The organism is Streptomyces dysideae (assembly GCF_001514305.1).
GTDB lineage: Bacteria > Actinomycetota > Actinomycetes > Streptomycetales > Streptomycetaceae > Streptomyces > Streptomyces dysideae.
Genome location: NZ_KQ949101.1, coordinates 93,879 through 112,433 on the forward strand (window position 1 = coordinate 93,879; position 18,555 = coordinate 112,433).

Annotated in this window: 18 protein-coding genes and 1 pseudogene; 13 read left to right on the forward strand and 6 right to left on the reverse strand. The window is 69.8% G+C overall.

Annotation, left to right across the window (positions count from 1 at the left end; translation table 11 throughout):
* Positions 1 to 53 precede the first annotated feature (53 nt).
* From AQJ91_RS33445 to AQJ91_RS33460, 4 genes are all read left to right on the forward strand, one after another.
* A complete protein-coding gene (locus AQJ91_RS33445) occupies positions 54 to 449 on the forward strand; it encodes a hypothetical protein (RefSeq protein WP_067029096.1) in 396 nt (131 codons plus the stop codon).
* Positions 450 to 588: 139 nt separating this feature from the next.
* Entirely contained in the window at positions 589 to 1,410 is an 822-nt protein-coding gene (locus AQJ91_RS33450; RefSeq protein ID WP_159054699.1) for a hypothetical protein, read from the forward strand.
* Between the two features lie 128 nt (positions 1,411 to 1,538).
* On the forward strand, positions 1,539 to 1,802 hold the full coding sequence (locus AQJ91_RS33455; protein WP_228044417.1) for a hypothetical protein: 264 nt from the start codon (positions 1,539 to 1,541) through the stop codon (positions 1,800 to 1,802).
* Complete coding sequence (locus AQJ91_RS33460; protein WP_067029102.1) at positions 1,799 to 2,212, forward strand: PIN domain-containing protein; 414 nt, start codon at positions 1,799 to 1,801, stop codon at positions 2,210 to 2,212. Before AQJ91_RS33455 ends, AQJ91_RS33460 begins: the two co-directional genes overlap by 4 nt.
* A 66-nt stretch (positions 2,213 to 2,278) precedes the next feature.
* Here the strand turns inward: AQJ91_RS33460 and AQJ91_RS33465 are convergent, their stop codons facing one another.
* The 3 genes from AQJ91_RS33465 to AQJ91_RS33475 all read right to left on the reverse strand — a co-directional run bounded on the left by AQJ91_RS33465 (position 2,279) and on the right by AQJ91_RS33475 (position 5,257).
* The gene (locus AQJ91_RS33465) at positions 2,279 to 2,929 is read right to left on the reverse strand and encodes a hypothetical protein (protein ID WP_067029104.1); all 651 of its coding nucleotides are present in this window, start codon (positions 2,927 to 2,929) and stop codon (positions 2,279 to 2,281) included.
* Positions 2,930 to 3,045: 116 nt separating this feature from the next.
* Entirely contained in the window at positions 3,046 to 3,753 is a 708-nt protein-coding gene (locus tag AQJ91_RS33470; protein WP_067029200.1) for a GntR family transcriptional regulator, read from the reverse strand.
* 145 nt (positions 3,754 to 3,898) lie between these two features.
* On the reverse strand, positions 3,899 to 5,257 hold the full coding sequence (locus tag AQJ91_RS33475) for an aspartate aminotransferase family protein (RefSeq protein WP_067029106.1): 1,359 nt from the start codon (positions 5,255 to 5,257) through the stop codon (positions 3,899 to 3,901).
* Positions 5,258 to 5,427: 170 nt separating this feature from the next.
* Here AQJ91_RS33475 and AQJ91_RS33480 point away from each other — a divergent pair, with 170 nt between their 5' ends.
* The 3 genes and pseudogenes from AQJ91_RS33480 to AQJ91_RS58465 all read left to right on the forward strand — a co-directional run.
* Positions 5,428 to 6,072, forward strand: a complete 645-nt coding sequence (locus tag AQJ91_RS33480) for a DJ-1/PfpI family protein (RefSeq protein ID WP_067029108.1) — start codon at positions 5,428 to 5,430, stop codon at positions 6,070 to 6,072.
* The gene (locus AQJ91_RS33485; protein WP_067029110.1) at positions 6,069 to 6,527 is read left to right on the forward strand and encodes a MarR family winged helix-turn-helix transcriptional regulator; all 459 of its coding nucleotides are present in this window, start codon (positions 6,069 to 6,071) and stop codon (positions 6,525 to 6,527) included. Before AQJ91_RS33480 ends, AQJ91_RS33485 begins: the two co-directional genes overlap by 4 nt.
* An 83-nt stretch (positions 6,528 to 6,610) precedes the next feature.
* Positions 6,611 to 7,993, forward strand: a pseudogene (locus AQJ91_RS58465) (serine/threonine-protein kinase); the annotation flags it as partial.
* 1,615 nt (positions 7,994 to 9,608) lie between these two features.
* On the opposite strand, the gene AQJ91_RS54695 reads toward AQJ91_RS58465, so the two are convergent.
* The 3 genes from AQJ91_RS54695 to AQJ91_RS33505 form a co-directional block, all read right to left on the reverse strand.
* Positions 9,609 to 10,118, reverse strand: a complete 510-nt coding sequence (locus AQJ91_RS54695; protein WP_067029112.1) for a hypothetical protein — start codon at positions 10,116 to 10,118, stop codon at positions 9,609 to 9,611.
* On the reverse strand, positions 10,115 to 11,560 hold the full coding sequence (locus tag AQJ91_RS33500; RefSeq protein WP_067029114.1) for a DUF2079 domain-containing protein: 1,446 nt from the start codon (positions 11,558 to 11,560) through the stop codon (positions 10,115 to 10,117). The genes AQJ91_RS54695 and AQJ91_RS33500 overlap by 4 nt, the downstream gene beginning before the upstream one ends.
* A 236-nt stretch (positions 11,561 to 11,796) precedes the next feature.
* Positions 11,797 to 12,549, reverse strand: a complete 753-nt coding sequence (locus AQJ91_RS33505; protein ID WP_067029116.1) for an SLATT domain-containing protein — start codon at positions 12,547 to 12,549, stop codon at positions 11,797 to 11,799.
* Positions 12,550 to 12,880: 331 nt separating this feature from the next.
* Between AQJ91_RS33505 and AQJ91_RS33510 the strand changes: the two genes are divergently transcribed.
* The 6 genes from AQJ91_RS33510 to AQJ91_RS33535 all read left to right on the forward strand — a co-directional run bounded on the left by AQJ91_RS33510 (position 12,881) and on the right by AQJ91_RS33535 (position 18,367).
* Entirely contained in the window at positions 12,881 to 13,225 is a 345-nt protein-coding gene (locus AQJ91_RS33510) for a YbaB/EbfC family nucleoid-associated protein (RefSeq protein ID WP_067029118.1), read from the forward strand.
* 89 nt (positions 13,226 to 13,314) lie between these two features.
* A complete protein-coding gene (recR, locus tag AQJ91_RS33515; RefSeq protein ID WP_067029120.1) occupies positions 13,315 to 13,914 on the forward strand; it encodes a recombination mediator RecR in 600 nt (199 codons plus the stop codon).
* On the forward strand, positions 13,907 to 14,566 hold the full coding sequence (locus tag AQJ91_RS33520; RefSeq protein WP_067029122.1) for a DUF5063 domain-containing protein: 660 nt from the start codon (positions 13,907 to 13,909) through the stop codon (positions 14,564 to 14,566). Before recR ends, AQJ91_RS33520 begins: the two co-directional genes overlap by 8 nt.
* 84 nt (positions 14,567 to 14,650) lie before the next feature.
* Positions 14,651 to 17,206: a tetratricopeptide repeat protein gene (locus AQJ91_RS33525; protein ID WP_067029124.1), complete on the forward strand. Its 2,556-nt coding sequence runs from the start codon at positions 14,651 to 14,653 to the stop codon at positions 17,204 to 17,206.
* 125 nt (positions 17,207 to 17,331) lie between these two features.
* Positions 17,332 to 18,192, forward strand: coding sequence for a helix-turn-helix domain-containing protein (locus tag AQJ91_RS33530; RefSeq protein ID WP_324618037.1), 861 nt, complete (start codon positions 17,332 to 17,334; stop codon positions 18,190 to 18,192).
* Complete coding sequence (locus AQJ91_RS33535) at positions 18,185 to 18,367, forward strand: DUF397 domain-containing protein (protein ID WP_067029127.1); 183 nt, start codon at positions 18,185 to 18,187, stop codon at positions 18,365 to 18,367. The genes AQJ91_RS33530 and AQJ91_RS33535 overlap by 8 nt, the downstream gene beginning before the upstream one ends.
* Positions 18,368 to 18,555: the final 188 nt, after the last annotated feature.

The window sequence follows — 18,555 nt, forward strand, 5'->3', positions numbered from 1 at the left end:
CCAGCGACACAGAGTCATTGAGCACGCTAGCTCCGCCTGCGGAAACTGGTCCCATGGATACGCAAAGTGACCTGAAGTGGATCCCCTTGACCGGCATCCAACTCCGGAAAGCCGGCGTCCAGTTCGACGCGGTCCGCGTGGACGGTGACGACGGCCGCGCCCTCGCCGACCGCCTCGCGCACATGACCGGCGGCGCACCCGGCCCCGTCGTGCAGGAGGCGACCGGACGCCGTGGCGTCTACTTCCTCGTCACCGTCGGCAGTACGTCCCACCGCCCCTGGCCGCCGGGCATCACGCGCCTCACCGCGGGGCCGGGCCACATCTCGTACATCCCGGTACCGGCTCTCGACGGCCTGACCTGGCCCTTGAGTTGGCGCTACCGCCCGACGGACCCGGACCACCGCGTCCACACGCTGCTGCTGCGCTCCGCCCTTCACTCTCAGGAGTGAAGTACGCGAACTTCCGCCAGGTAAAACCCGGTTCCAGCTTGCGTTCGTCGCTTTGCGTGCCCATAGAGTCACGGCAACGGAAACGCCCCCGCGGTGCTGGAACACCCGGGGGCTCGACACCAGGAGAACAGAACTCCCGATGCGCATTCATCGTACGACGCCCACGCGCGCCTTTTCAGTCTTCTCCAACGCTCTTCTCCGCGACCGGAGCATCTCCTGGTGTGCGGTGGGCGTACTGACGTACCTATTGAGTCTCCCGAACGAGGCCCGCGTCACCATCCGCACGCTTGCCGATCAGCGTAAGGAGGGGCGGGCCAGGATCTCTGCCGCCCTGCATGAGCTGGAGGGATCCCGGTATCTGCGGCGGGTCGTGCGCAAGGACCGGGAGTCGGGTCAACTCTCCACCGTGTACGAGGTTTTCGACACTCCGTACGAGGACGAGCCACCCGCGGGTGAAGAGGAAAAAGTCCAGAACCTGGCCTCCGGTGAGTCGGCCGTCGCGGCCTCGGGCGCTCTCCCTTCGGGAGAAAAGACCAGGGAACAAGAACCTCCCTCCCCGCCGCCCGAGCCGTCCGCGCCGGACGCGGCGCCGCCCTCCGAGCGCACCGCGCTCGCCGCCAAGCTGCTCGGCTCACTCGGGCGCACCGAACCCCGGCTCACCCTCGGCGCCGCCGAGGCGCTGCGGCTGGCGCCGTTGGTGGAGGCGTGGTGGGACGCGGGGGCGAACAGTGCGCAGGTGCGGGCGGCGCTGACGGGCGGTCTGCCGCGCCGGGTGTACTCGGCGCGGGCCCTTGTCGAGGACCGGCTGCGGCGCAAGTGCCCGGCCGGGGCCGCCGCCGAGCCGGTCACGACCGTTGAGGTGGAGATCCGTCGGCCCGGTGACTCCGCCTTCCGGGAAGCCGCGCAGCGAGGTGGGGCGATGGCCCGTGCGCTGCTGCGAGGGCGTACGGCGCTCGCGTAGGCGATGCAACAGACTCCCGACCGCACGCCCGTGCTGCCGGGCCAACCCAACCTGACCCAACCGAGGGGAACGTGATGACCGCATTACTCGAACGGACCGAGGCAGTATACCAGCGGTATACTGCCGTCATGGCTGACACCACCGTCAAGGTCGACCCCGCTGTCCGTGACCGCCTCATGGTGCTCGCCCGCGAGCGCGGTATGACCATGCGTGATCTCATCGCCGAGCTGGCGGGGGCGACGCCCACGAAGGAGGAGCTGCGGAAGCGGTATGAGGAGACCAAGGCGTACTGCGAGACGCACTTCGGTGTGACGCTCACGGACGAGGACCACGACCGGGTGGAGAAGGTCTGGCAGGACCTCGAAGCCGGCCGGCCCGTGGACAGCCTGTGAGTACGCAGAGGGCCGGGTCGACCGGCGTCGTCTTCGACGAGTCGGCTCTGCTGGCGCTGGGCTCGGGGAACGCGCTCGCGTCGCAGTTCGTCTCGAACACCGAGCACGGTCCCACTCGGCACGTCTACGTTCCCGCACTCTGCCTGGCCGCCGCCGACGGTATGCGCAAGGGACTCGCCGAGCATGTCGGGGCCCTGCCCGCCGTCGAGATCGTCGAGCTGGACTTCGCGGGCGCGTCCACGGTGGGTGCGCTGCTGCGTGACGGGGCGGAGTGGCGGCTCGGCCATGCCGTCCACCTGTCGCGGCCCACGGTCGGCTGGCCGGACGGGCGCCACGTCGTGACCGTCGATCCCGAGGTGTACGCGGACATGCCTCTCGTACGCACGATCCGGTTGCCGCATCAGCGGTGAACCAGGAGGGCAGGAGGGAGGGCGCCCTTGGCCGGGCGCCCTCCCAGGCGTCTCATCGCATACGTGTCAGCTGAAGACGATCATCGACCCCTGCGCCAGACTCCGCGTAGCCGCCGCGTGCAGCCCCAGCCACACATGCCGTTCGCGGGCGAAGGGGCTCGGGTCGTACGGGGCCGGGACGGCCGGTTCCTCCAGGGCGGTGGGAGCAAGCGGGGCCTGGGGGGCCGTCGGGGGGTTGGTCGGGTCTATGCCGATCGAGGGGGCCACGAACTCCAGCTCGCGCAGCAGGGACTGGGAGGAGCCCAGGGGGCCGCCGCCTGCCAGGAGGTCGTCGCTGGAGAGGGGGTGCGGGAAGTCGACCGGGACGTACGCGCCCGCGTGGTCGTAGTGCCAGACCAGGTGCGACTGCTGGGCCGTCGTCTCGAACATCTCCAGCAACTGCTCGTAGTCGCCGCCCAGTTCGTCGATGGGTGTGACCGGCAGGCCGCACACCTGCAGCAGATACGCGCGGCGCAAGAAGTGCAGCGCGTCGTAGTCGAAACCGGCGACCGGGGCGACCTCGCCGGACAGGCCCGGCATGTACTGGTACACCGGCACCGGCGGCAGCCCGGCCTCGGCGAGCACCATGTTGTATTGCGCGAGTTCCTCGGCGAAAGGGTTGTCGGGGGTGTGGCACAACACGTCGACTAGCGGTACCAGCCACAGGTCACAGGCCAAAGAGGGCTCCTCACACAGCGGTCGCAAGGCGTAGCACAGTGGTCAGGGAAGAGTAATCGGTGAGGCGTGGCCTCAGCTCCTCTCCTGCACATCCCCGCAGACCATGCGGGCCACTCTCATCGACGACCGGCCAGACGCTCGATCAGGGCCAGGCTGTCCGCGTTGTACGCGGCGACGATCTCACGGGCGGCAGACGTGTCGCGGCGCGACAGGGCGTCGACCAGTTCGGTGTGGCCGGACCACAGGTGGCCGCGCAGATCGGTCAGCCGGCGCAGATGCTGCACGGCGCACACCCAGGACTGGACACGCAGCCGGTGCAGGAAGTCGGAGAGATAGGGGTTGCAGAAGAGGGCGCCGAGCTCGCGCCAGAAACGCAGGTCGTAGCCGATGAGGACGGTGAGGTCACCGGCGTCGGCGGCCCGCCGCGCCTCTTCGCCGCGCCGCCGTACCCCGACGAGCGCGGCGACGACCCGGCGGTCGTCGGGATCCTGGACGTAGCCCTGGTGGCCCTGGTCGAGGGCCTGGAACATGCCGTCGGTGACGAGGCTGCGGGCCTCGACGATGCTGCGGTAGTCCTGGACGGAGTACTCGTGGACGCGGAACCCGCGATGCTGGTCGGCCTCCAGCAGCCCCTGCGCGGACAGGTCGACCAGGGCCTCGCGGACCGGGGTCGCGGAGACGCCGTACTGCTCGGCGATCTCCTTGACCGTGAACTCCTTGCCCGGCTGCAGCCGCCCCGCCAGCACCTCGTCACGCAACGCGTCCGCGATCTGCTGCCGCAGAGTACTGCGCGTCACGGCGCCGTTGCCGCTGATGCTCGGCATGGTCGGGGCGTCTCCCTCGTCGCGATGGGTGGCGTGCACGTATATGTCTACGGGCACGGCCACCTTACGCGTTCGGGTTCCACACAGATGAGCTAGTGGTGGCCAACTATTCCGCATTACTCTGTGTTACTGGATGTACTTGTCGTTACTCGGTGTACTCGTCCGCCACCGACAGCGCCGCGTCCAGTGCCGCCAGGCCCTCCTTCAGCTCGGCCTCGCTCACGTTGCACGGCGGCACGACATGGGTGCGGTTCATGTTGATGAACGGCCAGATGCCGCCCGCCTTCGCGGCGGCGCCGAACGCGGCCATCGGGGCGTTCGCCTCACCGGCCGCGTTGTACGGCACCAGCGGCTCCCGCGTCTCCCGGTTCTTCACCAGCTCCAGCGCCCAGAACATGCCTACGCCGCGGACGTCGCCGACGCTGGGGTGCCGCGCAGCCAGCTCCCGCAGGGCCGGTTCGACGACGGTCGCGCCCAGGTTCGCGGCGTAGTCCACGACGCCCTCCTCGGCCATGACCCCGATCGTCGCGACCGCCGCCGCACATGCCAGGGGATGACCGGAGTACGTCAGCCCGCCCGGGTACGGCTGCTTCCCGAACGTCTCCGCGATCGCCCCCGAGACGGCGACACCGCCGAGCGGCACGTACCCGGAGTTCACGCCCTTCGCGAAGGTCATCAGGTCCGGCGTCACGTCGAACAGATCCGCCGCGAACCACTCACCGGTCCGCCCGAACCCCGCCATGACCTCGTCCAGGATGAAGACGATCCCGTACTTGTCGCAGAGCTCCCGCACCCCGGCGAGGTAGCCCGGCGGCGGGATCATGATCCCGGCCGTACCCGGAATCGTCTCCAGGATGATCGCGGCGATCGTCCCCGGCCCCTCGAAGGCGATGGTCGTCTCCAGATGCTCCAGCGCCCGCGCGCACTCCTGCTCCTCGGTCTCCGCGTAGAAACGGGACCGGTACAGGAACGGCGCCCAGAAGTGCACGACCCCGGCCGTACCGGCGTCCGAGGCCCAGCGGCGCGGGTCGCCGGTGAGGTTCACGGCCTGCTGCGTACCGCCGTGGTAGGAGCGATACGCCGACAGCACCTTGGCGCGCCCGGTGTGCAGCCGCGCCATCCGCACGGCGTGCTCCACGGCATCCGCGCCGCCATTGGTGAAGAAGATCTTGTCCAGGTCCCCCGGCGTCCGCTCGGCGATCAGCCGCGCCGCCTCGGAACGGGCCTCGACGGCGAAGGCGGGCGCGAAGGTGGACAGGGTCGCGGCCTGTTCCTGGATCGCGGCGACGACCTTCGGATGCTGGTAGCCGATGTTCGTGTAGACGAGCCCGCTGGTGAAGTCGAGATAGCGCCTGCCGTCGTAGTCCCAGAAGTACGACCCCTCCGCGCCGGCGACGGCGAGCGGGTCGATGAGCTCCTGCGCGGACCAGGAGTGGAAGACATGCGCACGGTCCGCGGCCTTCACGGCGGCGCCGACCTCGGGGTTTGGCAGATGAGGGGTCATGCGGGCGAGCGTAGATGTCCGGGATGGGGACGCGATATCGGCGTCCTGTCTGTGGTCGGGGGGTTTCCGCGACAGGTTGTCGAAGGCGGCGGCCTTCTGCCAGATATTGACAGCATGCTGCCTTGATGGCAGTATGCTGTCATAAACGGAAACCGGGTCGAGGAGAAGCCATGAACAGCACCGTCACCCGCAAGCCCGTCCATCTCGCCGTCTACGACACCCTCGCCGACTGGGAAACGGGACACGCGACCGTGTTTCTCGCCCGCGCCGGGTACGAGGTCAGGACCGTCGGACCGTCCAGGGAGCCGGTACGGAGCATCGGTGGCCTGCGGATCCAGCCCGACCTCGCGCTCGACGACCTCCACCCCGACGACAGCGCCCTGCTGATCCTCCCGGGCGCCGACCTCTGGGCTGAGACATCAGCCGCTACCGCGGCGGGCTCCGACGACCTGGCCCCCTTCGCCCGCAAGGCCCGTGCCTTCCTGGACGCCGGTGTGCCCGTCGCCGCGATCTGCGGGGCCACCGCCGGCCTGGCCCGTGAGGGCCTGCTCGACGACCGGGACCACACCAGCGCGGTCTCCTTCTATCTGGCCGCGACGGGATACGGGGGCGGCGCACGATACGTCGAGGCGGACGCCGTCACGGACGACGGGAGCCTGATCACCGCCGGCCCCACCGAACCCGTCGCCTTCGCCCGGGAGATCCTCCGCCTCCTCGGGGTGTACGAGGGTGAGGTCCTCGACGCCTGGTACCGGCTGTTCCACGACTCCGACCCGGAGGCGTACGCCGTGCTCGAGAAGGCCACGGCACGGTGACCCGCGAACGACAGGACCTGCTCAGCCGTAGCGCGCTCGGTGTCTTCCGGCTCAACGGCCGGTTCCTCGCGGTCGCCGATGAGTTGGCCAAGCCGGCCGGACTCACGGCCGCGTGGTGGCAGGTGCTGGGCGCGGTGCTGCACGACCCACTCCCCGTCTCCGGCATCGCCCGCACGATGGGCATCACGCGGCAGAGCGTGCAGCGCATCGCCGATCTGCTGGTGGAGCGGGGGCTGGCCGAATATCGCCCCAACCCGGCCCACCGCCGAGCCAAGCTCCTGGCGCCCACGGACGAGGGCCGCGCCGCCATCGCCGAGATCAACCCCGGCCATGCCGCCTTCGCCGACCGCCTCGCGGAGGCCTTCGGGGAGGCCGAACTCGCGGACGCCGTGAGGGTGCTGGAGCGGCTGTCGAAGGTGCTGGACACGATGCCGCCCGCTGTTACGGAACCGTAGACACCGCCCCGCTCACCTCGCCCTTCGCCGCACTATCGTGAGGCTGTTGCAGGGGTGGGGGCGGCCGGGAAGGGCCTGGGGACATGGAGAAGCTCGGAGTGCGGGATCCGCAGCGGATCGGGGCGTATCGGCTGCTGGCGCGGTTGGGGGCGGGCGGTATGGGGCGGGTGTATCTCGCCCGGTCGGACCGGGGCCGCACCGTCGCCGTGAAGCTCGTACGGCAGGAACTGGCCGCGCAGGAGGAGTTCCGGGCGCGGTTCCGGCAGGAGGTGCGGGCCGCGCGGCAGGTCGGCGGGTACTGGACGGCGCCGGTCCTCGACGCGGACACCGAGGCGGCCGTGCCGTGGGTGGCCACGGGGTATGTGGCGGGGCCGAGCCTGCAGCAGGTCGTCGGGCGGGATCACGGGGCGCTGCCGGAGCGGTCGGTGCGGATCCTGGCGGCCGGGCTGGCGCATGCGCTGAGGGACATTCACACCGCCGGGATCGTGCACCGGGACCTGAAGCCGTCCAACGTGCTCGTCACGATCGACGGGCCTCGCGTCATCGACTTCGGGATCGCGCGGGCGTTGGAGACGGTCACGGACGGTGGGCTGACCAGGGCCGGTGCGCTCGTCGGGTCGCCCGGGTTCATGGCGCCGGAACAGGTACGGGGGGAGCGGCTGACGCCGGCCTGCGACGTGTTCTGCCTGGGTTCGATGCTGGCGTACGCGGCGACCGGCCGCCTGCCGTTCGGCTCCGCCGACAGCGGTGCGCATGCCGTGATGTTCCGCATCGCCCAGGAGGAACCGGACCTGAAGGGGGTGCCGGAGGGAATCGCCGAGCTGGTCCTCGACTGTCTGCGGAAGGACCCCGGGGCCCGTCCGACGCTGGACCGGATCCTGGAGCGCACGGGGGCGGAGGACACCGTCTCGGGTGGGCGGTCGCGGGATCCGTGGTTGCCGAGCGCGCTGGTGGCGCAGTTGGGGAGGCATGCGGTGGGGTTGTTGGAGGCGGAGGATCCGGCGGGGGAGGAGAGGGTGGGGGCTGGAGGTCCCGGGGGTGAGGTTTCGGGGGCAGAGAGTCCCGGTGGTGGGGCTTCGGGAGGTGGGATCTCGGGTGCGGGGGTTCCTGGCGGTGGTGCTTCGGGCGGGGTTCCCGGTGTGGGGGTTCCGGGCGGTGGAGTGCAGGGCGTAGGGGCCTCGGGTGGTGAAGCTCGGGGTGCGGGGGCTTCGGGCAGGGCTCTCGGCGTGGGGGTTCCGGGCGTAGGCACTTCGGGCGGTGAGGTCCGGGGTGTGGGGGCTCCGGGTGGGGTTCCCGGTGTGGGGGCTTCGGGCGTAGGCACTTCGGGCGGTGAGGTCCGGGGTGTGGGGGCTCCGGGTGGGGTTCCCGGTGTGGGGGCTTCGGGCGTAGGCACTTCGGGCGGTGGGGTTCCCGGTGTGGGGGCTTCGGGCGTAGGCACTTCGGGCGGTGGAGTTCCCGGTGTGGGGGCTTCGGGCGGTGGGGTTCCGGGCGTAGGGGGTCCGGGTGCGGGGGCTCCGAGTGGTCGGGTTCCAGGCCGTGGGGCTCCAGGCGCCGGGGAGTCTCCTGAGCATGCGGCCGCCCCCGATGACGTGGCTCCGATGACGGCAGCCGCGGTGTCGCCTCCGGCCGAGATGCCGACGGTGGCTGCGGGGACGACCTCGCAGACGTCAACCCCGCCGGGGACGGGCGCCCCGAACCGGCCTGCGCGGCCCGCTCACTCCGGCCCGTCTGCTCCGAACCCGCCTGCGCAGGCCGCCCCGTCGGTGGGGCCGCCGGCTCAGCTGGGTCATCCGGCTAACCCTGGCCATCCGGCTCACCCAGCCAACCCCGTGTACGGCTATCCGCAGCAGCCGCCGCAACCCAACGCGCCCAGACATCCGCAGCACCCCGCTGGATACGGCTATCCGCCGCCCGCCGGGTCGACCACGTCGTACGGTCAGAGTCCGTCGGTCGGTCCGAACCCGTCGTACGGTCAGAGTCCGTCGGTCGGTCCGAACCCGTCGTACGGTCAGAGTCCGTCGGTCGGTCCGAACCCGTCGTACGGTCAGAGTCCGTCGGTCGGTCCGAACCCGTCGTACGGTCAGAGTCCGCCCGCCGGGTCGACCACGCCGTACGGTCAGAGTCCGTCGGTCGGTCCGAACCCGTCGTACGGTCAGAGTCCGTCCGCCGGGTCGACCACGCCGTATGCCCAGAATCCACAGGCCGGGTCGACTCCGCCACATGCCCAGAATCCGCCCGCCACCCCAACCCCGCCGTACGCCCAGAATCCACAGCCCGCCCCAATCCCCCCGTACGGCACGCCCCCACCCGGCACCACCCCTTACGCCACCACCCCACCCGGCACCCCCCACCCGCCCTACACCCCAATCCCCCCGTACACCCCCGACCCTCCGCCCCGAAGAACCCCCCGCTCCACCACAGCCCTCGTCCTCGTCGCCCTGGTCGTGGCCCTCGGCGCCGGCGGTTCCGTGTACGCCCTCATGAACAGCAGCGGCGACGGCGAGGACGACAAGGCCGCTGGTCAGGCCACCGCCGCTGGTCAGGCCACCAGCGCGCCTCCGACGCCGGGGGCGACCGCAGCCACCCCCTCACCACCGTCTCCGACCCCCACCCAGGGCGCGATCCCGGCCGACTACCTCGGTACCTGGACGGCCACCATCGGCAACGCGAGCGGCGAGAACACCCGTCGGCTCACCCTCCGGCAGGGCGACGTGGGTGACACGGTGCTGTCCCTCGTCGCGGACGGGCCGGCCGGCGACGGCACCTATCACTGCGTGTTCGAGGCGGAACTGGCCGAAGCGCCGGACGCGGAAGGCCCGTTGGCGATCGGCCCGTCCACCGTGGCCACCGGCGAACCGGCATCCTCCTGCTCGCCGGGCGAGGCCACGGAGATCACCCTGCTGCCGGACGGCACACTGGAGCGTGAGAACACCAGCAGCGGGGAGAAGCTGACGTACACCCGCCAGTGACCCGGCGGCCCTCTTGCCGCCGGTAGTTGTGTCCACAACCATGGCCCGGGTCGGCCGACATCGGCAGCCCCGGGAGGACGTATGCGCCCCACCCCCACCAGGAGAACGGTCCTCACCGCGACGGCGGCGAGCGCGGCGGCGTTAGGGAGCGCCGGTACGGCGGAGGCGGTGCCCTCGGGCACGAGGGCGTCCCCTCCTCCGAGACCCCCGAACAGGCCGCGATCCGCCGCTCGGTCGGCGGCGAGAACGACTCCCCGACCCGCCAGCTGTCCCGCTTCGTCGGCGACTCGCCGACAACGACGCCACCGGCATGCGCGTCCGCGTCGTCCACCGCCGCGACCGCTACCGCCGCGGCGGCGACCACATCCCGTTCCTCGAACGCGGCCACCCGGCCGCCCGTTTCACCGAACCGGCCGACTTCGCCCACCAGCACCAGGACGTCCGCGTCGACGAGACGGGCAAGCAGTACGGGGACCTGCCGGACCCACGTCATCCCGGTCGGCGACGTGACGACCCACGAGGTGGACCTGTCGAAGGACACCGTCTTCTTCGGCGTGCGCGCGGTGAACCGGGCCGGGCTCCGGAGCCCTGTGGCGTTCCCGGAACCCCAGGCCTGAGTCATGCGAGCCGCTTCAACAGGACGTACCCCTCCGCCGCGCCCACGACCGAGTAGTCCGCCCCCGGATGCAGCTGGCGGCCGTACGCCTCGACGTCCTGCACCCACCGGCTCGCGTTGTCGATGGCGATGTAGTCCGGCGTGACCCCCCGCGTGTTGCCGATCCAGAAGACACGGCAGCGGGACGTGAGGCGGCTGATCGGGCCGATGTTGGCCTCGACGGACGCGCCGTCCGGGATCTCGTCCAGGAGGTGTTCGACGACGGTGACCCGCGCGGGCTTGCGATAGGCCTCCGCCCCGGTCAGCGCGGCCAGCGGGAGGCTGGTGGTGAGCGCGAGCGCCGCCGCGGCGACGGCGGCGGGCAGATGATGGGCGTACGAACGCAGCCAGGGGCGGCGGTCCAGGCGGGCGGTGGTCAGCGCGTCGGCGAGGGCGAGGAAGAGAACCGGCGTCAGGACGGCGGAGTAGTGCCAGTCGGTGCCCCAGTAGTGGTCGTCGGAGGAGAGGAACCGCCAGCCGAGGGTGGGCAGGGCGACCGCCAGCAACGGGGAACGCAGCGCCAGCAGCCCGGTCGTCGGGATCAGCAGCCAGGCCAGGGTGCGGAGCTTGGTGTCGGTGCCGTTGAAGAGGGCGAAGCCGCCGTCGACCTTGGTCCAGTAGTCGTAGCCGCCGCCCGTGTTGAACGAGGGGATGACGACGGTCAGGACGATGAGCGTGGCGGTGACGCCCATGGCCGCCACGCCGAGGGCGTACGGCAGCGCGCGCGGGGCCGATCGGCGGGACCGTACGGCTACGACCAGCGCGATGGCCGCGGTCGTCATGCCCAGGTCCTCCTTGACCAGGATCAGGGCCAGTGCGTACAGCAGGGCGCGGCGCCAGCGGGAGGCCAGGACCGCCTCCAGTGAGAAGGCGATGAGCGGGACGGCGAAGCAGATCTCGTGGAAGTCGAAGTCGACGGCCCGCTGGATGCCCCAGGAGAGTCCGTACGCGATTCCGAGTGCCAGCCCGCGCTTGCGGCCCAGCAGCGCGGCGGCGGCGCGGGTGACCGGCACGGCGGACAGCGCGAACAGCGCGGCCTGCGCGATGAGCAGCGTCACGGGGGAGGGGAAGAGCCGGTAGAGGGGCGCGAGGAGGGCGGTGACCGGGCTGAAGTGGTCGCCCAGGACGTTGAACCCGGGGCCTTTGAGGTCGACGACCGGTGCCTGGAGGTGGGCGTAGGCGCGGATGGCCTGTTCGAAGATGCCGAGGTCCCAGGAGCGGGACGCCATGTGCTGGAAGCGGGAGAGGGAGACGAGCGCGTAGGCGACGAAGAGGGCCCCGGCCAGGAGGTAGGGGTCGCGCCCGCCCTGCGGTTGGGGGTGCCGGTCACTTGGGGGGTGTGTGACCGGCGACGGTATCGGGGGCGTGGACTGCGCCGGTATGCGTGACGTCGCCGAGGGTTGTTGCACGGGTGGGGGTCCTTACGGGGTGGGGGGAACGGCACAGGTGCAGCTGTCCAGCCGTCCCACGAAGGACTGCCGACGATCACGTTCTATGGGGCAATACGCATGGGGTGGTGGGGTGGTTGACACCGTCCGGCGAATTTTTGGCGGAGATTTCGGGCCGGGGCGGGTAAGAGGGGGATTTGGGGCGCGGGGTTCCGGCTGGTCACCCCTTTTCCCGACCGAAAAACCGTTAAAAGGGGTCACCTGGGTTCAGGCGGGCGCTGGCGAGGCATGTTCGGCCGAGCCCCGTTCCCCGGGGGTGTGGGAAACCGCCCCTGAACGCCCCCCACCTCGGCCCGCCCTGCAGACGGCACCGCCGACTGGATCCCCAACGGCGCCGTTCCCGTCCGGAACTCCACCATCCAGTCGGCGGTCTCCGCCCGGACCAGCTCCGTCACGTCCTCCGCGAACCTCCGCAGCACCCCGAGACACCGCTCGGCGGCCTCACTGGCCGTCCCCTCCGCCGGCCCCAGAACCTCCCGCACACACTCCGACGCCCAGTCGAACTGCAGCACCTGCAACCGCCGCTGCACCGCCTGCGCCGTAGCGACGTCCCTTATCCACCCGGACGTCACCCCGAAGAAACGGTCCCCCGCGACACATGCCACGCCCAGCAGCAGCGCCAGATACCCCCAGGCGGCGACACCACCCACCACCCCCGTCATATCCAGCAACGGCAGCGCCGCCCCGGCGACCGCCCCCGCCGCGGCCCCGCACCGCAGCGCCCGTGCTCCCCGCCGCTTCCACACCCGGTCCGCGAGATACCAGGCCGCCGTCTCCAGCGCTCCCCGCTCCACCCACCGGTACAGCTCGTCCAGCCGGTCCGCGGGCTCTCCCCAGTCGCCGAGCGGAAACGTCCGCCCCATCAGATCGCCCGGCCGCAGCCCGGCCGCCCTTTCGCCGCCCCGCCCGTTCTGAGGCGGACCCTCGGGCTGCATCTCCGGCTGACCCACCCGGCCACTCCCTACTGATCACGGTGCGTGACCATCTGTACGACCTGCTGCGCGACCTGTACGAACCCGCGCGACGGTACGGCGCTCACGTGACACCTGGGGCTGACGCGCCGGACCCCTTCCTACCGCCCAATGGGTGGCGAAGAGATGGGTTTGGACTCTTTTTCGCCCGGAAGGGGGTCTTGATCAGGTATAGGCCTGGAGTGGATCTCACTCGAAAGAGTGTCGGACGCAGCACCGAGAAACGTGTATGAAGACTGCCGGGGCGACGCGTGGGCCGACCACGTAGGCTCATGCCAAGCGGGAAAACGTACCGAAAGAGGAGCTGATCGTGATCCCCGGTGGTGGCCAGCCCAACATGCAGCAGCTGTTCCAGCAGGCCCAGCAAATGCAGCAGGACCTGCAGCGTGCGCAGGAAGAACTGGCGCAGACCGAGGTCGAGGGGCAGGCGGGCGGCGGCCTGGTGCAGGCGACCGTGACCGGTGCCGGCGAACTCCGCGGCCTCAGGATCGACCCGAAGGCGGTGGACCCGGAGGACACCGAGACGCTCGCCGACCTGATCGTAGCGGCCGTCCAGGCGGCCAACGAGAACGCCCAGAACCTCCAGCAGCAGAAGCTGGGCCCGCTGGCCCAGGGGCTGGGCGGCGGCAGCGGCATCCCCGGCCTGCCTTTCTGAGACAGTTCGGCGGGCTGCCTGCCTTTCTAAGACAGGCGTCCGCCAACTACCGTACGTACTGAAGGAACCCCAGGAAGGACGGCAGTCCGTTGTACGAAGGCGTGGTCCAGGACCTCATCGACGAACTGGGGCGGCTGCCCGGCGTCGGTCCCAAGAGCGCGCAGCGGATCGCCTTCCACATCCTGCAGGCGGAACCGACGGACGTACGGCGGCTCGCACAGGCCCTGCTCGAGGCGAAGGCGAAGGTCCGCTTCTGTGCGACCTGCGGCAATGTCGCACAGGAGGAGCTGTGCAACATCTGCCGGGACACCCGCCGCGACCCCTCGGTCATCTGTGTGGTCGAGGAGTCGAAGGACGTCGTCGCGATCGAGCGCACGCGTGAGTTCCGCGGCCGTTACCACGTGCTCGGCGGAGCGATCAGCCCGATCGAGGGCGTCGGCCCGGACGACCTGCGGATAAGGGAACTCCTGGCACGCCTGGCGGACGGCACGGTCACGGAGCTGATCCTGGCCACGGACCCGAACCTGGAGGGCGAGGCGACCGCCACCTACCTCGCCCGCATGATCAAACCCATGGGCCTCAAGGTCACCCGCCTGGCCAGCGGCCTCCCGGTGGGTGGCGACCTGGAATACGCGGACGAGGTCACCCTCGGCCGCGCCTTCGAGGGGAGACGACTCCTAGATGTCTGACGCCACGCTGCATGCGACCGAACCGAACCCGGACGACTTCGCGGTCCAGATCTCGGACCAGATCGGGAGCTTCCTGGTCGCGGTCACCGAGGTCGCGAAGGGCGACGAGCCGAACTCGGCCGTCCCCTTCCTCCTGCTGGAGGTCTCCCAGCTGCTGCTGGCCGGCGGCCGTCTCGGCGCGCACGAGGACATCGTGCCCGACGAGCGCTACGAGCCCGACCTGGGCCCGGAACCGGACGTGGACGAACTCCGCGAGAACCTGGCCCGCCTCCTGGAACCGGTGGACGTGTACTCGGAGGTCTTCGACCCCTACGAGCCGCGCAAGGCCCCCGTCCCGGCCCGTATCTCCGACGACCTGGCGGACGTCATCACCGACCTCCGGCACGGCATGGCCCACTATCGCGCCGGCCGCACCACGGAGGCCCTGTGGTGGTGGCAGTTCTCCTACTTCTCCAACTGGGGCACCACGGCGTCGGCGACGCTCAGGGCCCTCCACTCGGTGCTGGCCCACGTCCGCCTGAACCAGCCCCTGGAGGAGCTGGACGGCCTGGACACCGACCAGGCGATGGGCGACGAGACCCTCGAGATCGAGGCGGGGAAGGTGATGGTGGAGGAGATCGGGGGGCCACTGGGGATGCGGCCGGTGCAGTAGCGGCGAGTTCGTCTTCGCCCCCGGGGGAGCAGCAACTGTCGTGACTTCCTGACGGTTACTCGGTCGGGCGTCATCATGTGATGCATGAGTGACTTGTCCGACCGCCGCCTCGCAACGGACGCCTCTGTCAAGGCGTCCGGCAGGTCGTCGGTCGCCGCCGGCGGGAGCATCGGCCAGGCGATAACGGGTTCGGGTTCTGTCGGTCTCCACATCGACAGCGCGACGCTGTTGTCCCCGGAAGCCTGCCCTCCCGCAGCCTCGGTCGACTGCGCTCCCACGCTGACCAATCTCCCTTCGCGTGCCCCCCTGTTCGTCGGCAGGGAGCGTGAACTCGCCCTTCTGGACGAGGCGTTGGCGACGCCGGGGCAGGCGGTCGTGCAGGCCGTGCACGGGCTGGGTGGCATCGGAAAGTCCACGCTTGCCGCCCGCTGGGCTGCCCACCGGGGATCGGTGCATGCTCCCGTCTGGTGGATCACCGCGGACAGCCGTGCAGCGATGGACGCGGGTCTGGCCGGGTTGGCCGCCGCTCTCCAGCCCTCTCTGGTCGCCCTCCTGTCGCAGGAACAGCTCACCGAGTGGGCCCTGCAGTGGCTCAGTTCCCACACCGGCTGGCTCCTCGTCCTCGACAACGTCTCCAATCCGGCCGACGTCAACCAGATCCTCGCGAGGGCGACTTCGGGGCGCGTCCTGATCACAAGCCGACGTTCGACCGGATGGCACGGCCAGGCGGAGCCGATCGAACTGGACGTCCTGTCTCTCACGGAGGCGATGGACCTTTTCATCCGCATCCACCGCGAAGACAGCGATGGCGCACAGGGCATCGCCGAGCTGTGCGAGGAACTGGGGTGCCTGCCCCTCGCCGTTGCCCAGGCGGCCGCGTACTGCGCGCAGACCAGCTGCACCGCCCGCGAGTATGTCGACGACCTCGCCGCCTACCCGGCCGACATGTACGCGGCGGCGGACGAGTCCGGCGACACCGAGCGCACTATCGCCCGTGTCTGGCACCTCACCCTGGACCGCCTTGCGGACGACCCCCTCGCTGTCCACATCCTCCTGATGCTCGCGTGGTACGCCCCGGAGGGCATCCCGCGTACCCTCCTCGACTCTCTCGGCACGCCCCCGACCGTCCGCAGGGCGCTGGGTCGGCTCGCGGCGCACAGCATGATCACGCTGCACGACGACAAAGTGGCCGTACACCGTCTGGTTCAGGCCGTGTCCCGCACACCCGCCGAGGGTGACAGGCATCGTCATGCGGACGCGATCGAGGCTGCGCGCGTGAGTGCGGTGGAGGCGCTGGCGCGGGTTCTCCCGGAGGGAGACCTGTGGGATCTGGCGACGTGGCCGACGACACGGAGGCTGCTCCCGCACGCCGAGGCGCTGGCCGAGCATGCGTCGCCGCAGACGGACACGGAAATGGCGGCCACGGTATTTCACTGGGCAGCCGTTCATCTGCTGGAATCCGGGGTAAGGGCGGCCGAGCGGGCGCTCGGGCTGCTCCTGCGCGCAGAGGCCGCGTACGTACGTCTCTTCGGCGCCGACGCGCCCGAAACGCTGGCGGTGCGGGTTGAACTCCCCAACGCCTGGCGGCGGTCGGGCGACATCGAGCGGGCCGAGGGTATTACGGAAACCGTCCATGACGACTGCGTAAGGGTGCTGGGCGAGGACCATTACCTGACGCTCACGGCCCTGATGAGGGTGGCCAAGGCAGCCAATAGCAGAGGGGACGTCGAGCAGGCCGGGAGACTGATGGAGGAAGTTGTCGAGGGGCGTGCGCGGATCCTGGGCGACACTCACCCGGGGACTCTTTTGGCACGAGACGGTGTGGCTATGAACCTGCTCACCCGGGGCGATATCGCCGCTGCTCACCTCATGCTGGAGGAACTGTTCGAGCTGTGTGTGAGCAGTCTGGGCCCCGAACACCCCGTGACCCTCGAGATCCAGTCACACCTCTTGACGGTGCTGCCGATGTCGAAAATCCTGGACGGGCCGGTCGGGGAATTCCTGCAGGACTTGTCCTTGCACGCCTCCGAATCCGCAGCCCTTGACGTGATGATGCCTCGTCTCATGGCGGCTGCGCGGCACGCGTACACACAGGCTGGAACGGGGCCGGAGACGGACGTGCAAGTCGCTGAGCGGTATGTCGTCACCTGCCGACGTGTGTTCGGCGATGACCACCTCACGACCCTGTCCGCGCGGGTGGTGCTCGTCCAGGCTTACGGACAGACCTTGGACAGCCGTCGTCTTTCCACGGCGGTGGAGGTCCTGAGGGCGGACGCCGTGCGGGCCTTGGGGCCGGAGCACTGGTTCATGATCCGACTGAACGGGCTCTTGTCCGCGTTTGACCTCATGGTCGAGGCCACGCGGCAGGTCGAATCATTGCGGCCAACCCTGGCTGCTGCACTGGGTGGCGAGGCGACCGATGTCGGTGAATTCGGCAACGCGATGCAGGGCATCCTCATGAACTTCGCAGGGGCCCTGCAGGAATCCGTCTCCGCAGCCCAGATGGAGAGCCCGACCAATCTGCCTTTTGTGGACACCATGCACAAGATGGCAAAGGTCATTGCAGCCATGGCCATGCAGCGGGATGTGGCAGAAACGGACGCTGACGGGGGCGACGTCACAGCGAACGACGGCGTCTGAACCACCGTCGTCTGAACCACTTGAGTCAGGCGTTGCCGCCGACCACCTCTCAAGCTCTGCGAAGAGTGCGCCTGAATTGCGTTCGTCATGGTCACACGGTGGCGACCTGCGGGCTACGCTCGGTAGTGACCGAGGTGATACTCGCCGGGATGTATCTGTCGGAGGTGGGCGCTGTGCCGGGCCACAACAACTCCCAGCAGCCGGTTGCGTGGCGTTACAGCGGCGACCAGATGAAACGCTGGCGCACCAAGGCGGACGTCAGCCGCGAGGAGCTCGCCTCCGCCGCCAACTACTCCCCGGACACCATCGCGTCCATGGAACGCGGGGTACGCAGGCCGACGCCGCGCGTGCTCGACGTGGCGGACGAGCTGTGCGGCGCGGAGGGCATGTTGAGCGCGGGCAAGGCGTTCCTGGACCGGGAGCGGTACTCGGCGCGGGCGCAGGACTTCGTGGATCGGGAGAAGGAGGCGACCAGCGTCTGGTGGTACGACGTCTCGGTCGTGCCGGGGCTATTGCAGACGAAGGGGTACGCCCGCGCCCTCATCGACAACCGGATCCCGCCCCTGGACGAGGAGACGGTGGAGGAGCGCATCACGGGCCGCATGGAGCGGCAGTCCATCTTCACCGAGCGGAAACCGCCGGTGGGTCTGAGCTTCGTCCTCTACGAGGCCGTGCTGCGCGCCCCACAGGTGGACGCCGAACAGCTGCGCCACCTGCTGGAGGTGGGGCGGCTGCGGAACGTCGTGTTGCAGGTGCTCCCCTTCGAACGGGCCATCCCCGCCGCACTCATGGGCCCCATGGTGCTGCTGGAGACCTGTGACCACGAGCGTTTCGCCTTCATGGAGGGGCAGTTCGCCAGCGAGCTTTCGGCCGATCCGGGGGTTGTCAGCCGGGTCACCGAGCGGCTTAGCATGATCCGGACGCAGGCTCTCGGACCCGACGAGTCGGCCCGTTTCATCGAGCGGATGGTGGACAGCCGTGAGTGACCAGCTGAAGTGGTTCAAGTCCAGCTACAGCGACGACGAGGGCGGCGCCTGCGTCGAAGTGGCGCTCTTCGCCAGCATCCACGTCCGTGACTCCAAGAACCCTGCGGGCCCTGAACTCCACCTCACCGCCCCCGCCTGGTCGGCGTTCATTTCCGCAGTTCAGCCCGGAGCTTGAGCCCCGGGCTTCAAGCCCCGGGCTTCGAGCTCCTCCCATGGGTTTCTGGGTTCTTGGTTTGGTTGAAATCCAACCCAACTAACCAAGTCTGAACGTGAGTTGAGGCGGCGTACCTCGAAAGAGTGACGTTCCGTGATCGGCTTGCTTCGGAAGGTAAAGCCACTCTAGGTTCGCCACAAATAGATCGG

Bases quoted from the DNA above. Each gene is read 5' to 3' on its own strand.
- AQJ91_RS54695 (WP_067029112.1), bottom strand. From the start codon at position 10,118: ATGACTCAGGCCTGGGGTTCCGGGAACGCCACAGGGCTCCGGAGCCCG.
- AQJ91_RS33525 (WP_067029124.1), top strand. From the start codon at position 14,651: ATGAGTGACTTGTCCGACCGCCGCCTCGCAACGGACGCCTCTGTCAAG.
- AQJ91_RS33470 (WP_067029200.1), bottom strand. From the start codon at position 3,753: ATGCCGAGCATCAGCGGCAACGGCGCCGTGACGCGCAGTACTCTGCGG.
- AQJ91_RS33455 (WP_228044417.1), top strand. From the start codon at position 1,539: ATGGCTGACACCACCGTCAAGGTCGACCCCGCTGTCCGTGACCGCCTC.
- AQJ91_RS33445 (WP_067029096.1), top strand. From the start codon at position 54: ATGGATACGCAAAGTGACCTGAAGTGGATCCCCTTGACCGGCATCCAA.
- AQJ91_RS33475 (WP_067029106.1), bottom strand. From the start codon at position 5,257: ATGACCCCTCATCTGCCAAACCCCGAGGTCGGCGCCGCCGTGAAGGCC.
- AQJ91_RS33450 (WP_159054699.1), top strand. From the start codon at position 589: ATGCGCATTCATCGTACGACGCCCACGCGCGCCTTTTCAGTCTTCTCC.
- AQJ91_RS33520 (WP_067029122.1), top strand. From the start codon at position 13,907: ATGTCTGACGCCACGCTGCATGCGACCGAACCGAACCCGGACGACTTC.
- AQJ91_RS33480 (WP_067029108.1), top strand. From the start codon at position 5,428: ATGAACAGCACCGTCACCCGCAAGCCCGTCCATCTCGCCGTCTACGAC.